This is a genomic window from Luteibacter sp. PvP120, from assembly GCF_054055715.1.
The window spans coordinates 60,976-75,640 of the sequence record NZ_JBSRXP010000005.1 but is presented as its reverse complement, the minus strand read 5'-3'; the positions used below and the strand labels follow the sequence as shown (position 1 = coordinate 75,640).

15 protein-coding genes are annotated in these 14,665 nt (G+C 66.8%); all 15 read right to left on the bottom strand.

Going from position 1 to position 14,665, the window contains the following annotated elements:
- Positions 1 to 131 precede the first annotated feature (131 nt).
- Entirely contained in the window at positions 132 to 1,154 is a 1,023-nt protein-coding gene (gene fliM, locus ACVKN3_RS11620) for a flagellar motor switch protein FliM (protein ID WP_285406157.1), read from the bottom strand.
- A 16-nt stretch (positions 1,155 to 1,170) separates the two neighbouring features.
- Positions 1,171 to 1,671, bottom strand: coding sequence for a flagellar basal body-associated FliL family protein (locus ACVKN3_RS11615; RefSeq protein ID WP_036137000.1), 501 nt, complete (start codon positions 1,669 to 1,671; stop codon positions 1,171 to 1,173).
- A 200-nt stretch (positions 1,672 to 1,871) separates the two neighbouring features.
- Positions 1,872 to 3,041, bottom strand: coding sequence for a flagellar hook-length control protein FliK (locus ACVKN3_RS11610; protein WP_354517234.1), 1,170 nt, complete (start codon positions 3,039 to 3,041; stop codon positions 1,872 to 1,874).
- The gene (fliJ, locus tag ACVKN3_RS11605; RefSeq protein ID WP_354517236.1) at positions 3,038 to 3,475 is read right to left on the bottom strand and encodes a flagellar export protein FliJ; all 438 of its coding nucleotides are present in this window, start codon (positions 3,473 to 3,475) and stop codon (positions 3,038 to 3,040) included. The genes ACVKN3_RS11610 and fliJ overlap by 4 nt, the downstream gene beginning before the upstream one ends.
- Positions 3,475 to 4,836 carry a flagellar protein export ATPase FliI gene (fliI, locus tag ACVKN3_RS11600; RefSeq protein ID WP_036137006.1) on the bottom strand — a complete coding sequence of 454 codons (1,362 nt, stop codon included), beginning with the start codon at positions 4,834 to 4,836 and terminating at the stop codon, positions 3,475 to 3,477. The genes fliJ and fliI overlap by 1 nt, the downstream gene beginning before the upstream one ends.
- Positions 4,833 to 5,504 carry a flagellar assembly protein FliH gene (locus ACVKN3_RS11595; RefSeq protein WP_354517238.1) on the bottom strand — a complete coding sequence of 224 codons (672 nt, stop codon included), beginning with the start codon at positions 5,502 to 5,504 and terminating at the stop codon, positions 4,833 to 4,835. Before ACVKN3_RS11595 ends, fliI begins: the two co-directional genes overlap by 4 nt.
- On the bottom strand, positions 5,504 to 6,493 hold the full coding sequence (gene fliG, locus ACVKN3_RS11590; protein ID WP_285406213.1) for a flagellar motor switch protein FliG: 990 nt from the start codon (positions 6,491 to 6,493) through the stop codon (positions 5,504 to 5,506). The genes ACVKN3_RS11595 and fliG overlap by 1 nt, the downstream gene beginning before the upstream one ends.
- 13 nt (positions 6,494 to 6,506) lie before the next feature.
- Positions 6,507 to 8,213 carry a flagellar basal-body MS-ring/collar protein FliF gene (gene fliF / locus ACVKN3_RS11585; protein WP_285406171.1) on the bottom strand — a complete coding sequence of 569 codons (1,707 nt, stop codon included), beginning with the start codon at positions 8,211 to 8,213 and terminating at the stop codon, positions 6,507 to 6,509.
- A gap of 51 nt (positions 8,214 to 8,264) precedes the next feature.
- Positions 8,265 to 8,594: a flagellar hook-basal body complex protein FliE gene (fliE, locus tag ACVKN3_RS11580; protein WP_354517241.1), complete on the bottom strand. Its 330-nt coding sequence runs from the start codon at positions 8,592 to 8,594 to the stop codon at positions 8,265 to 8,267.
- A gap of 67 nt (positions 8,595 to 8,661) precedes the next feature.
- Positions 8,662 to 10,086, bottom strand: a complete 1,425-nt coding sequence (locus ACVKN3_RS11575; protein WP_285406176.1) for a sigma-54 interaction domain-containing protein — start codon at positions 10,084 to 10,086, stop codon at positions 8,662 to 8,664.
- A 290-nt stretch (positions 10,087 to 10,376) separates the two neighbouring features.
- Complete coding sequence (locus ACVKN3_RS11570; RefSeq protein WP_354517243.1) at positions 10,377 to 10,952, bottom strand: PilZ domain-containing protein; 576 nt, start codon at positions 10,950 to 10,952, stop codon at positions 10,377 to 10,379.
- Between the two features lie 27 nt (positions 10,953 to 10,979).
- The gene (locus ACVKN3_RS11565; RefSeq protein ID WP_285406181.1) at positions 10,980 to 11,276 is read right to left on the bottom strand and encodes a flagellar protein FliT; all 297 of its coding nucleotides are present in this window, start codon (positions 11,274 to 11,276) and stop codon (positions 10,980 to 10,982) included.
- Complete coding sequence (fliS, locus tag ACVKN3_RS11560; protein WP_354517246.1) at positions 11,273 to 11,689, bottom strand: flagellar export chaperone FliS; 417 nt, start codon at positions 11,687 to 11,689, stop codon at positions 11,273 to 11,275. The genes ACVKN3_RS11565 and fliS overlap by 4 nt, the downstream gene beginning before the upstream one ends.
- A 20-nt stretch (positions 11,690 to 11,709) precedes the next feature.
- Complete coding sequence (gene fliD / locus ACVKN3_RS11555) at positions 11,710 to 13,071, bottom strand: flagellar filament capping protein FliD (protein ID WP_354517248.1); 1,362 nt, start codon at positions 13,069 to 13,071, stop codon at positions 11,710 to 11,712.
- Between the two features lie 136 nt (positions 13,072 to 13,207).
- On the bottom strand, positions 13,208 to 14,662 hold the full coding sequence (locus ACVKN3_RS11550) for a flagellin N-terminal helical domain-containing protein (RefSeq protein WP_354517250.1): 1,455 nt from the start codon (positions 14,660 to 14,662) through the stop codon (positions 13,208 to 13,210).
- Positions 14,663 to 14,665: the final 3 nt, after the last annotated feature.

Here is a 14,665-nt window from a genome sequence, read left to right as displayed (position 1 = left end):
GTGAATTTCCCGTGTGCACTCAGTGCCTTGCCCATCCCTCGCCGGTCGTGGACCACGACCGGAAAGTGACGCTCGCCGGAAACCTGACGCTCGACGGCACTAAGACACCATGCCGGTCCATTGACGGCGTATCACGCCAGTACGGGCATCGGCTCGGTGGTAGTGACGGGCATCGCCCTGCCCTCGCCGCGCTTGCGCATCAGCGACTCGAACTGCACCGCCTTGTTACCCCCGGAGTTGGCCATGCGGCCGCGGAAGATCGGCACGTCCTCGGCGAACACGGTGGCCGTTTCGGGCAGCGAGATCGGAATGATGTCGCCCTTGCGCAGGTGCAGGAAGTCGCCGATGGTGAGGCGTGCCTCGGCCAGCATGGAGGTGATCTCCACCTCGGCGTCGAGGATTTCCTCATGCAGGTTCTGGATCCAGCGCTCGTCGCGCTCCGCCCGGTCGCTCTGCACGCCTGCATCCAGCAGCTCGCGGATCGGCTCGACCATCGAGTAGGGCAAGGTCAGGTGCACTTCGCCGCCACCGCCATCCAGTTCGATATGGAAGCGCGACACCACCACCGTCTCGGTGGGGCTGACGATATTGGCGAACTGCGGGTTGATCTCGGAGTTGAGGAACTCGAACTGCATCTTCAGCACGGGTGCCCAGGCTTCCGCCATGGCCGTGAAGGCCTCGGCCAGCACGATCTGGATCACGCGGTTCTCGGTGGGCGTGAAGTCGCGACCCTCGATGCGCGCGTGGTAGCGGCCGTCCCCGCCGAAGAAGTTGTCAATCACGGTGAAGACCATGCGCGGCTCGAACACCATCAGGGCGGTGCCGCGCAGGGGCTTGATACGGATGAGGTTGAGGTTGCTGGGCACCGCCAGCGAATGCACGTACTCGTTGAACTTGGTCATCTTCACGCCCAGCACCGAGACTTCGCACGACTTGCGCAGCACGTTGAACAGGTTGGCGCGGAAATAACGGGCGAAGCGATCGTTGACCATTTCCAGCGTGGGCAGGCGACCGCGGACGATGCGGTCCTGCTGGGTGAAATCGTAATCGTGGATACCACCGGGCGGCGGAAGCTCGACCTCGGTATCGACGGCCCCGCCTTCCACACCGGCCAGCAGCGCGTCGATTTCTTCCTGGGTGAGAATGTCGCTCATCGCCGTTGGCTTCCCGTCACTGCATGATGAAGCTGGTGAAGTAGACGGCATCCACACCCGGACGGCCGATCTTTTCCTTCAGCACGCGCTGGATTTCGGCCAGTGCGGCCGCCTGCAGCTTCTGCTTGCCCTTCACGTCGGAAAGGCTCTTGACGTCCTGCGCCGAGAACAGCATCAGCAGCGCGTTACGGATCTCCGGATCGGCTTCCTTCGCGGCAGCGATCGCTTCCGGATCGTGGGACATGACGTTGACGCCGATCTGCAGGAAGCGCAGCGCGTTCTCGTCCTGGAAGTTGACCACGAAGGCCGGATCCATCTGCAGGTACACGGCCGGCTTGGCCTTGGCCGCTTCCGCGGCCGCCGCGGCGCCGGGCTTGCCGTGGCCGCCCTTCATCATGAACCAGCCGCCGGCACCACCGGCCGCCAGCACGACGATCGCGGCAATGACCAGCAACTTGCCCTTGCCCTTCTTTTTCTTCGGGGTGCCCTCGGGGGCGTCCTGTTCTACGTCGGCCATGCCTGAAAAACCTCTGTGGTGCGAATGCGGTGGAATCGTTGCCCGATGGGCCCGAGGGGTTTATTGCAAACGACGTGCCAGCCGGGGTCAGGCGATGCGGCTAGCGGAAACCGCCCTGCGACGCGGCACGGGCGTTCGGGCGGTTCGCCGTGGCGCGTCGAAAGCTTGACGCGCGCCAATGCAATGCCGCCGAAGCGCCCTCAGGCGCGCTCGTCGACCAGGCCCCGCGACACGCGGGAGGTGGCGAGCACCGTAGCGACGGCCGGCTCGTCCGTTCCGCCCTGCCCGTTACCGCCGTCGCTCGTGCCCTGACGGCCCTGCCCGGCCTGCTGCTGGCCGACATCGGCCTGGCCCAGGGACAGGCCATGGTGGGCGAGCATGCTGTCCAGCTGCGACAGCGTCTGCTGCACGGCGTGCACGGCGGCCGGATGCTGGGCGAGGATGGCCACGTTGACCTTGCCGCCATCCATGCTCACGCGCACGTCCATGCTGCCGAGTTCTTCCGGGTGCAGCTTGATCCGGGCCTCCTTGATCTGGCCGCTACCCATCCACGCGATCTGTTCGCCCAGTTCCTGCGCGAACTGCGGCGCGGTGGCGGCCTGGGTGGCCTGCACCTGGACCATGGCGCCATCCACGGGGGCCAGTCCCGGCGTATGCACCAGGGGCATGGGACTCGTGGTCGGATCGGATGCCGCGTCGTCCTTGGCACCCGTGGTCACCGCCGCGCGGGCGGCGAGCAGCGTGGCCAGCGGCGATACCGCGACAGGCGATGCCGTGGCCGCAAGCACGCCGGACGAGGCCGCGGTATCGGTCGAGGTGAGCAGCGCCTTGGCGGCATCGCCGCCCGCCGGGGCCGGCACGCCATGCGCCAGCGGCAGGCCCATGGCCAGCGCACCGGCGGCCAGCTCGCCGGTCTTGCCGCCGGCATCCTTGAGCGCGCCGAGCGTCTTCGTTGCCAGTTCGGTGACCTTGGGCGGCACACCGATCAGCGCAAGCATCGTCGTGGCGATGGAATGGTCGTCGTCGGAGGCGTCGTCTTTGTTCGGTTCGTCCTTCGCGGCCGTGGCGTCCTGCTTCGCGGCGGCATGGGACGTGGCGCTGGTGTCGGCGTCCTTGTCGTCGCCGGCGTCCTGCTTTGCCGTGCGCGCATCGTTCTTGTGGTCCGCACGCGCTGCCGCGCGGCCGGCATCCGCGCGCGGCGTGGCGTGCACACTCGCATGCGCCTGCGCATGTACCTGCGCACGGGCATCGCCGAACACCGCATCGAAGCGCTTCGACGGCGTCGTATCGTCCGTCGCCTTCGCCGAAGCGGACGACGGCGCCTGGCTGACCGGGCGAGCGATGTTGAGGGCGACGTTGGCGTTGTTCATGCGTTTCTTCCGGTGGGGTTCTTGCGGTATTGCGAGCGCTCGTCGGCCTGTTCCTGCTCGCGCCGGTCCTGCGACTTGCGCTCCTGCTCGCGGTATTTGACGGTGACCGAATCCAGCGCCTTGGCCCGTCCGCGTGCATCGGACCAGCCCTGGCGGGCATGCTCCAGCGCCTGCTCGCGCCGTTGCACCTCGCCCAGCTGCTGCACGATGGCCATGTCGATCTTCTGCAGGAACTGCTGGCGGTTGAGCAGCGCGCTGACGCCGATGCCGTCGGGCATGGAGGCGTATTCGTTGCGATAGCGACGCAACTCGACCAGTTGATGCTCGCTCTCGGCCAGCGCGCGCTGGTGCGACGCGAGTACCCGTGTCGCTTCCTCCGCCTTCTCGGCGGCCAGGTCGACGACGGGCTGCAGGCGGTCGGCGCGTGATGCCATCAGCCGGCACTCGCGGCGTCGACCAGTTCCGCCTCGGCTTCGGCGAGGTTTACCGGCATGTCGGTTTCCTGCTGGAGGAACGCGGAAAGACGCGGATACAGGGCGATGGCCTCGTCCGTACGCGGATCGCTGCCCTTCTGGTACGCGCCCACGGCGATCAGGTCGCGCTGCTGGCGATACGCGGAATACACCTGGCGGAACCGTTGCGCCGAGCGCATGTGCTCCTTGCTGACCACCGCCGGCATGACGCGGCTGATCGAGGCCTCGATGTCGATGGCCGGATAGTGGCCCGCCTCGGCCATGTCGCGCGACAGCACGATATGACCATCGAGGATGGCGCGGGCGGAGTCGGCGATGGGATCGTGGCGATAGTCGTCGCCCTCGGTGAGCACGGTATAGAACGCCGTGATCGAGCCGATGCCTTCGGCATCGTTACCCGCGCGTTCCACCAGCGCGGGAAGCATGGCGAACACCGACGGTGGGTAGCCCTTGGTCGCTGGCGGTTCGCCGATGGCCAGGGCGATCTCACGCTGCGCCTGGGCGTAACGGGTCAGCGAGTCCATCAGCAACAGCACGCGCTTGCCCTGGTCGCGGAAATGCTCGGCCACGGCGGTGGCAACCTGGGCACCACGCAGCCGGCTCAGCGGCGGCGCATCCGCCGGGGCGGCGACCACCACGGCGCGACGGCGGCCTTCCTCGCCCAGCGTGTGGTCGACGAATTCCTTGACTTCGCGACCGCGCTCGCCGATCAGTCCGACCACGACGACGTCGGCATCGGTGAAGCGCGTCATCATGCCCATGAGGGTGGACTTGCCCACGCCGGAGCCGGCGAACAGGCCGATGCGCTGCCCGCGGCCCACGGTGAGCAGGGCGTTGATGGCGCGCACGCCGACGTCGAGCGGCGTGTCGATCGGCCGGCGCAGCATGGGGTTGATGGGCGCACGGCGCAGCGGCGCGCGTTCACGGGCCAGCAGGGGCCCCTGCCCGTCCAGCGGGACGCCATCCGGGCCGATGACGCGGCCCAGCAGCGAATCGCCCACCGGAATGCCGGAGATGGCGGCCACCGGGGTTACTCGCGCATTCGGCAGCACACCGTGCATTTCGCCCGTGGGCATCAGCAGCAGGCGACCGTCGGAGAAACCGACGACTTCGGTTTCCAGTTGCTTGCCGTCGGCCGACGAGACCATGCAGCGGGCTCCGACGGGCGCCTCGCAACCCACCGCCTCGAGTGTCAGGCCGACCACCCGGCGCAGCTTGCCTTCGGCCTGCATCGGGCGGACACCCTCGGCGCTGGCACGCTGGGCAGCCAGCGATTCGCGCCAGTGGGCGATGCGGGATGCGTTATGCGACTCGGCGCTCATGTCGGCTCGTCCTGCGGTTCGTCATGCGACTCGTCGGACGGAGCCCGACCGTCGAGCACGCTGTCGATCACGGCGGCCAGGCGCGTACGCACCCGCGCATCCAGGCGCGAATGTTCGCTTTCCAGGCGTACGTCGCCGCGCTGGAGCGTGGCGTCGTCCACCACCGTGCCCTCATGGTCGGCCGACGCGCGGTGCTCGCGCACGATGGCGGCGTCCGCGGGGTTCAGATGGATCTTCAATTGGCGGCTGCCGGCCGGCAGCACGTCCACCGCCTGGCGGACCACCTCCAGGATGGTTTCCGGACGCGTGGCGATGTCGTGGCCGAGCACGCGCTCGGCGATGATCGTGGCCAGCATGGCGAGGTCGCCGGCCACATCGGCGTCCAGGTCCGCGAAGGGACGCTCCACCGCGGCGAAGAGAGCATCGAGGCGGGCAACCTGGGCTTCCAGTTCGCGCCGGGCCATCGCGCGCCCTTCATTGAGGCCGGCATTGAAGCCTTCCTCGCGCGCCTGGCGCTCGATCGATTCGATTTCGGCGACCGTGGGACGGTGCGGGCCTTCGTCTTCGGGTTCCACCACCTCGTGCGGCACGGCGCCACCCACCAGGGGCAGCTCCCAGCGCTCGAACTGGTCGACGCGTTCGCGGGCGAGGATCGAGGTGAGGCTCATCAGACGAACTCTTCCCCGCCGCCGGCGAGATTGATCTGGCCCGCGTCAGCGAGACGACGCGCGGTGGCCAGCACTTCCTTCTGCGCCGCATCCACCTCGGAAAGACGGACCGGACCCTTGACCTCCAGGTCGTCGCGCAGCATGTCGGCGGCGCGCTTGGACATGTTGGCGAAGATCTTCTCGCGGATGGCAACCTCGGCACCCTTGAGCGCCGTGATGAGACGGGCCGAGGGCACTTCGCGCAGCAGCGTCTGCATGCTGCGGTCGTCCAGGTCGGCCAGGTCGTCGAACACGAACATCAGCTCCTCGATGCGCTCGCCCAGGCCGGAGTCGATACCACGGATGGAGGCCATGAGTTCGGCCTCACGCGCGGTTTCCATCGCATTGAGGATGTCGGCCGCGGCCTTGAGGCCACCGACCGTGGACGACTTCAGCTTGTTGGAGTTGCCGGAGAACTGGCGCTCCATGATTTCATCGAGTTCGTTCAGCGCATGCGGCTGTACGCCATCCAGCGTGGCGATACGCATCACCACGTCGCTGCGCGTGCGCGCCGGCAGGTAGCCGATCACCTCGGCGGCCTGGTCGGATTCCAGGTGGGCCATGACCAGCGCGATGATCTGCGGATGTTCCTGGCCGATCATTTCGGCGATGGCCCGGCTTTCCATCCACTTGAGGGATTCCAGCCCCTTGCTGCTGCGACCCAGCAGGATGCGATCGATCAGGCCACCGGCCTTGTTCTCGCCCAGCGCGTTGACCAGGATGCGGCGGATGTATTCCTCGGTGCCCACGCCGATGGAGGTGTGCTGGCCGACATCGTCCTGCAGCTTGGTCAGCACCAGCTCGACCTGCTCCTTGCTGACGTTTTTCAGCGCGGCCATGGCCGAGCCGACGGCCTGCACTTCACGGGCACCCAAATGCTTGAGGATGGAGGCGGCGTCTTCCTCACCGAGCGTGAGCAGGAGGATCGCGGCCTTCTGCGCACCGGTCAGGGGTTCTTTCGGATCAGCTGCCATCGTCGGATACCCAGCTCTTCACGACCTGCGCCACTTGTTTGGGGTTTTCGGCGGCCATGCGCTTGGCCAGGCCGATCTTCTGTTCATAGGCCAGCAGCGCGGGCGAGCCCAGCTGCGGCGACGTGCTGACACGATCGGGCGTCATGTCGTCGTCGTCCACCATGACCGACACCGTGGGCATCGGACCGGCCAGCGCGACGTTGTTCATCGTGATCGGCGCGGGCTTCAGCAGGCCCTTGAGGATCGGCCGGAGGACGAAGAAGCCGACGATCAGCGCGATCATCACGCCCAGGCCCTGCTTGATCAGGTCGAGCATACCGGGGCGCTCGTAGAACGGCGTGCCCTGCGGTTCTTCTTCCGCCACCGCGCCGCGGAAGGCTTCGTTGATGACGCTGACGCTGTCGCCGCGCGTCGCATTGAAGCCGACGGCGTTCTTGGTGAGTTCGGTCAGCCGGGTCAGTTCTTCCGGGGTGAACGGCACGCTGGTGGACTTGCCGTCCTTACCCACCACCTGCTTGTTGTCGACCACCACGGCCACGGAAAGACGCGCCACCTTGCCGGCGGGATCGGTGACATGGCTGACCGTGCGGTCGAGTTCGTAGTTGCGCGTGGCGTTCTGCGTCTGCTGCGTCGGCGTGGCGGCCGTCTGCGTGCTGGCGTTCTGCCCGGCGGGCTTGCCGCCGCCCGCCGCCGGGTTGGCCGCCGTCGGGTTGCCGCCGGTGTTGGGCGGCTGGTTGCTGAGCGCGCCCGGCACGCCCGCGTTGGCGTTCGGCTCGGTGCGCGTGTCGCTGCTGGTCTGCTCGCTGCGCAGGGCCGGGTTGTCGTGGTTGAACGTTTCGCTGGCCTTCTCCGTCTGGGAGAAATCCAGGTCGGCGAACACCTGGGCGCGCACCTTACCCGCACCCACCAGCGGCGTGAGCAGGTCTTCGACGCGCTGCGTGTATGTGGACTCGATGCGGTTGGACAGGCGCAGGCGGCTGTCGCCGATGGCGGAGGCGCTGTCCGGATCGCTGACGGTGAGCAGGTTGCCGGTCTGGTCGATGACCGAGACCTGACGCGTGTCCAGTTCCGGCACGCTGGCGGCGATCAGGTGAACGATCGCGGCCACCTGGCCCTGGTCGAGCTGACGTCCCGGATACAGCGACACCACCACCGAGGCTGACGCCGGCTTGTTGTCGCGCACGAAGGCGGACGGCTTGGGCAGCGCGAGGTGGACACGCGCGCCGCGCACCGACTGCAGACCGGCGATGGTGTTGGAGAGGTCGGTTTCCAGCATGGACTGGTAACGCGAGCGCTCGGCCATGTCGCTCATGCCGAACGGCGAATCGGCCTGTGGCAGGGCCGCGGCGGCGCTGCCCTGCGGCAGGCCCTGGCCGGCCAGCTTGAGACGCACGCCGGCGACATCGGCGGCGGGCACGAAGATCGAGCTGCCGTCGGTGCTCAGCGTGTAGGGCGTGTTGCCCGCCTGCAGCGCCTGCGTGACCGCGGCGGCATCCTTCTGTTCCAGACCGCCGTAAAGCAGCCCGTAGTTCGGTGCGCGCGACCACATGACGGCGGCGATGCCGATGGCCACCGCGCCGGCGATACCCGCGAGCATGAAGAGCTGCCGGGCCGCGGGCGTCTGCGACAGGGACTTCAATGAGTCCATGCGCCGTGACGCGTTGCTATCCGTGTTGGCTACGCCGTTATCTGCCATGGGGGAACCGGAATCCTGTGAGGTGACGCGTGCCGTGTGTGATCAGGACGATCAGACCGACATGTTCATGATTTCTTTGTACGCATCGACCATCTTGTTGCGCACTTCGGTCATGGCGCGGAACGAGAGATCGGCCTTCTGGCCCTGGATCATCACCTGCGCCAGATCGATACCCGGATCGCCACGTTCGAACGCGGAGGACATCTGCGCCGCCTTGGCCTGCGTCTGCGACACGCCCTCGATGGACTGCTTGAGGACATCGCCGAACGAACCCTTCGCCGCCTGCCCCGTCTCGCCGACGCCGCGGATCGCGGGCATCTCGGTCTGCGCGCTGATGCGGCGCATCTGGAGCAGCAGGCTGTTCACATCGATCGTGGTCATGACGGTTTTCCAACGCGTTATCGGCTTACCGACACCCGATGCACGAGGTGTGCCAAGACGGTGGAACTCAGCCGACCTGCACGGTCTCGGAAAGGCCGTACTTGCGCAGTTTTTCGACCAGGGTGGTGCGCTGGACGCGGAGCAGCTTGGCCGCATGCGCCACGACGCCGTTGGCCGAGTTGAGCGCCTGGCGGATCAGGCCGATCTCGATACCGGCGAGGTGATCCTTGAGGTCGAGGCCACCCTGCGGCAGCACCGCCGGATCCATCTCACCCGCGAAGCCGAAGGCTTCGGCCACCACCTCGGGCTCGGCTTCCATCATGGCGATCAGCGCGGCACCGGACACTTCCTCGATGGGCAGCGCGCCGCGGTATTTCTCCGGCAGGTCGGCGCCGCGCACCTCGCCCTGGGGCATCAGGATGGCCATGCGCTCCACCAGGTTGGACAGCTCGCGGACGTTGCCGGGCCACGGATGGCGGCAGAGTGCCGCCATGGCGCTGGGCGCGAAGCGTACGGAGGTGAGGCCACGCTGCACCAGCCGCTGGTTGAACTCGGTGATGAGGGCCGGCAGGTCTTCCAGGCGCTGACGCAGCGGCGGCATTTCCAGCGGGAACACGCTGAGGCGGTAGAACAGGTCTTCACGGAAGCCGCCACGCTCGATCGCGCCTTCGAGGTCGCGATGGGTCGCTGCGATGATGCGCACGTCGCAGCGCTGCGGGCGGTTGCCGCCGACGCGCTCGAACACGCGCTCCTGCAGGACGCGCAGCAGCTTCACCTGCATCGGCAGGCTCATGTCGCCGATCTCGTCGAGGAACAGCGTGCCGCCCTCGGCCATCTCGAAGCGGCCCTTGCGCGTGCTGATCGCGCCGGTGAAGGCGCCCTTCTCGTGGCCGAACAGCTCGCTTTCCAGCAGCTCGGCGGGAATCGCACCGCAGTTGATGGCGACAAACGGCTTGTCGCGGCGCGGCGAGCATTCATGGATGGTGCGGGCGACCAGCTCCTTGCCGCTACCCGACTCGCCCAGCACCAGCACGCTCGAATCGAACGGCGCCACCTGGCGGATCAGCGCGTTGACGCGCTGCATCGGGCCCGACTGACCGACGAAACGCAGGTTGTTATTTACCGGCTGCATGCGCGCCTGCAGGGTACGCAGGGCTTCGGACAGGCGCTCGTAGCGCAGCGGCAGCTCGATCAGCTCGATATGCTGGGTCTGCGCTTCGTCGCCGGCGATCAGCGCGCTGGCCACCGGGGAATCGGCGGACACCAGCAGCGGCAGGTTGCGACCGTGACGACCCAGGGCAGCGAGGTAGCCTTCCAGTTGGGCTTCGTCATCCACCGTGCCGACATAGGCGCCGCGCCAGCCGTCGGCGGCATCGGCGGCCTGCATGCGGCTGGCAAGCACCGGACGGTAGCCCAGGAAGGCCAGCGCGGAGGCAGCGGCTTCCGCGCGGGAAGCGTCGGATTCGACGACGAGAAAGTTGGAAGACTTCACCTGGGATACCTCACGTTGCATGTGATCGAAGGCCCCTGACCGGGTTCGCGATGGAATCCCGTCGCCTTCGTTGCAAGGTATCAATCAAGGAGCGTGCCAACGTCGGAATTCCGGCGCTATCGGGCCTCAATCCATGTCCGGAAGCGGCGCCAGACGACGTGAGGAAACCCTTCATGTCGCGTGAGGAGCCCGTGAAGCGACGCACCAACGTCAGCCGTGACAACACGCGTCACGAATGTGACGCAGGACGCCACGCGACGTTCCAACGTCACGTGACGTAAAAGGTCACTTCACTCCCCTGAGCCGTCCTGGGGCCGCGCGTGGGCCCTGGCCTCGGCCACCTGCCGGCGGTGCTGGCGGAAGACCAGGCGCTCGATGCCATCGCGCACGGCATCGGTGAGGCCGTCGAAGGCGACAAAGCCCTTGCCGTCTGTGGGACCGGCCATCCGCAGGCCGGGCAATTCCAGGGGCAACGCCCGGCAGGCATCGAAGTGGAGCTTGAGCATGACGGGCGTGCCAACCGGCGGCAATCCGTCCCAGGGCAGCGCGGCACCGGCGGCATTCACGCGGACGGGAATGCGCGGTGGAAGCCCGGCCTGCGGCAGCAGAAGGCGGTTGACGATTTCCATGAGGACGTTGAGCTTGGCGTCCAGGCGAGCCACTTCCTGGGTCAGCGGGCTGTCGTCCTCGCCGGTGTCGCTACGCCGGTCCATCAGGGCCGACACCGCCACCAGCACACTGGCATTACGGTCGTTGATCAGGGCCAGTTCGGTGGTGTCCGGTCGTTCGGCGGCCAGGCAGACGGCATGGAAGCGCGAGTCCCAGGCCACCCGGTCGGCAAAAGCCTTCCATGATTCGTCAGTCATCCGACCGCCCGCCATGCCATGAGTAGGTCAGAACGAACTATACGCGGCAACGGCGCGGCGCACGCGGCGCGATTCGTCCCACTGCGCGGCGGTCTCGTCGCGCGCGGCCGCCACCAGGTCCTTGATGAGGCCATCGAGCAACATGATGGATTTCAGCGATTCGAGGGTTTCCGGCGCCGGACGCATGCTGCCCTGCATGAGCACGGGCTCGCGCTGGGCCTCGAGGGCGGTCAGTTCGTCCCAGCGTCCCTCGCTGGCGGCGGCATGCATGGACTCGGTGAGGTCCAGCACACGGGGCAGATCGCACCACGTGGCGTCGGTCATGCGCCGGCCCCGGCCATCTGCCGCGCCTCGACGGGGATGGCGACCCAGCTCGCGCGGATCTGGCCGAGCAACCGGGCAACCTCGTCGAGGGCGTCCGGATCGCTGTGCAGGTTGGCGTGCAGGAGGCGCCGGCTCATGTAGTCATAGAGGGCGTCGAGCTGGGCCACCAGCGGCGAGGCCACCTCGTGGTTCAGGCCCGACTGCAGGCCGCCGACGATCTCGATCGTCTTGGAGATGGCCTCGCCCTTGCCCGGGACGTTGCCCGTGGCCATGCAGGCCTGCGCAAGACGGATGCGCTCGAGGCCACCGTCCATGAGCAAGGTGATGAGACCATGCGAATCGGCCTGCTCGAGCCCACCGCCGGTGCGGATCTGCTGGTAGGCACCAGCGCCGCGGGAATATCCAAGTGCCATGTCGGTTTCCTGTCCTTCGATCAGGACGATTTGGACAGCGAATCGAACTGCTGCGTCAGAAAGCTGCTGGTGTTGCTGAGCTTGGTCATCATCGCGTCGAGCGCGCCGAATCGCGAGGTCAGCTGGGTCGAGTAGTCGGTCATGGTCCGATCGTAGGCGGTCTGCTGAGCGGCCAGATCCTTCACCTTCTGGTTCAGGTTCTCGGTGCGCTGGGTGAGGATGCCGGAGGAGGATGTCCAGCCGGTGATCAGGGCGTCCAGCTTGGGCGCGATGCCGTTGCTGCCGCTGAGCAGCGCCTGCACGCCGGACGGGTTGGCCGCCAGCGCGCCCGTCAGCTTCGTGGCGTCGTACTTGAGTGTGCCGTCCACCTGGAACTGGACGCCCAGGTCGCTCAGCGACCGCGGGCTGGCGGTGGCGCCGGTGAGCTGTGAGCCCAGCAGCGTGGACACCTGGTTCTTGATCGAGTTGATCGTGGCGTCGCCGATGAGGGCGCCGACCTGCTGGTTGGTCGAGTCGTACTTGGTCAGCGTGCTGTACGTCGAAATGAACGCGTTGTACGAGGTGACCAGCGACTGCATCGCCGTGCTGGTGGCGCTGGTGTCCCTGGCGATCGTGACGCTGCTGCTGCCGATCTTGGCCAGCGACAGCGTGACGCCATCGATCGCCGTGGCCGTGGTGTTGGTCGGACTGCTGGCCGCCGTACCGTCGATGGTGAACAAGGCGTCCTGCGCCTTGATGGTCGGGGTGGACGTGGCCGGATCGAAGTCGAGCTTGGCCAGGCCACCGTCACCACCGCTGGAGGTGACGGTAAACGCGTTCGCCGCACCGGTATTCAACGAGGTCAATACGAGATGGGCGCCATCCGTACCGGTCACGATGGTGGCGCTGACGCCGGGGTTGCTCTTGGAGTTGTTGATCGCGTCGCGGACATCCTGCAGCGTGTTCGCCGGCGAGGCGATATCGACGCTCATGGTGTTCGAACCCACCGAGAGGGTGAGCGTACCCGTACCCACCGCCGTCTTCGCGTCGGTGAAAGCTACCGATGTGGTCTTCTGCGACGCGGCGAGCTGGGTGACGTTGAGGTTATAGACGCTGGGCCTGGCCGTGGCGTCGGCCGTAGCCGTAAGGACGGTGGAGTCGCCGATCGTGGTCTTCTGTGTCTTGAAGGCCGTACCGTCGCTCAACGCCTTGATGGCGGACTGCAAGCTCGTCAGGGACGAGTTGAAATTGCCGATCGCCGAAATCTGGGTGGTGGTACTGCTTTGCGCCGTCGCGATCTGGCTGTCTTTGGCCGCGCGTTTCTTGGCGACGAGGCTGGTGACGATCGAGTTGACGTCGATGGAGCTGGAGCCGATCGAGACGCTGGTTGAACCGGTGGCCATGAGACTCTCCGTGAAGACGCCTCACTGCCTGGGCGCCAATTTGCCGACGGCTGGCCCCGTGATGGAGCCAGCCATGGACAACTAAGCAATTACCCTGCCAACCCCGGGATGGCCCGGGGCGGCGGTGTCTCCGCTGTTACTGGAGCAGCTTGGTGACGATCTGCTGGCTCTGGTTGGCCTGGGCAAGGACGGACACGCCGGCCTGCTGCAGGATCTGAGCCGAGGACATGTTCGCCGTCTCCTGGGCGAAATCGGTGTCGGTAATGGCCGACTTCGACGAGCTCAGGTTCTGCGAGATGTTCTGCAGGTTGGAGATGGTCGACTCGAAACGGTTCTGCACCGCGCCGAGGGTGGAGCGCAGGTCGGACACCGACTGAAGGGCGGCATCGATGCGGTTGATCGTGTCGTTGGCGCCATCGACCGTCTTCACGCTGGAATCGGCCAGGGTGGATGTGGTGGAGACAGCAACCGTGCCGGCGGTGAAGCCCGAAGCCGCCGCCTTGGTGCCGCCGACCGTGATGGCCGAGGCGGACGAGAACTTCAGCGAGCCGTCGGTGGCAACGTAGGCGTTGACGCCTTCGCCGGACTTGGAATTGATCGCGTCAGCCATGTCCTGCGTGGTCTTGAAGGTACCCGTGACACTGAAAGCGGCGTTGCTGCCGATCTTCAGGGTCAGGTCGCCCGCAGCCAGCGTGATCGGCGTGGCATCGCCCACGGCGACGTCGGCCGTACCGGCCGTCGAGGTCGTGGTACCGAACAGCGCGGCAGCGCCAGCACCGCCGACGGTCGGCGAGGTCGCGCCGTTGGCCGTATTGGTGAAGGTGAACGTACCGCCGGTCTGCGTGGCCGACGCGCCGGAACCGTTGGCCGACAGCTGGGTATTGATCGCGGTGGCGAGGCCAGCGGCGTTGGTGTAGTTCTGGTTCAGCGTGACCGTCTGACCGTTGACCGAGAACGACGACGCGGTGGTCGAGAAGTCGAAGTTGGTCGTGGCGGCGCCAGCGACGGTCGTGCCCTTGGTGCCGGCGACAGCGGCCGTGGCGACGAGCGACGGGGTGGCGGAACCGGCGGCCAGCTGGCCGACCTGGTTGGACTTCATGCCCTGGTTGAGGCTGACGTTGATGACTTCACCGACGTTCGCGCCGACCTGGAAGCTGAGGTTCTGGGCGGAGCCGTCCAGGACCTTCATGCCGTTGAAGTTGGTCTGCGTGGCGATACGCGTGACTTCCGACAGACGCTGCTGCACTTCGGCGTCGAGCGCGGCGCGGTCCGACGAGGAGTTGGACGCGTTGGTGGACTGCACGGCCAGCTCGCGGATGCGCTGCAGGTTGTTCGTGACTTCGTCGAGGGCCGACTCGGTGGTCTGCGACAGCGAGATACCGTCGTTGGCGTTCTGCACCGCGCGGTTCAGGCCGTTGATCTGGGTGGTCATGCGGGTCGAGATGGCGAGGCCGGCGGCGTCGTCCTTCGCGCTGTTGATCTTCATGCCCGAGGAGAGACGCTCGATGGCCGTAGACAGCTTGGTCTGCGACGCGCTCAGGTTACGCTGAGCGTTCATCGACATGATATTGGTGTTGATGGTCATTGCCATGGG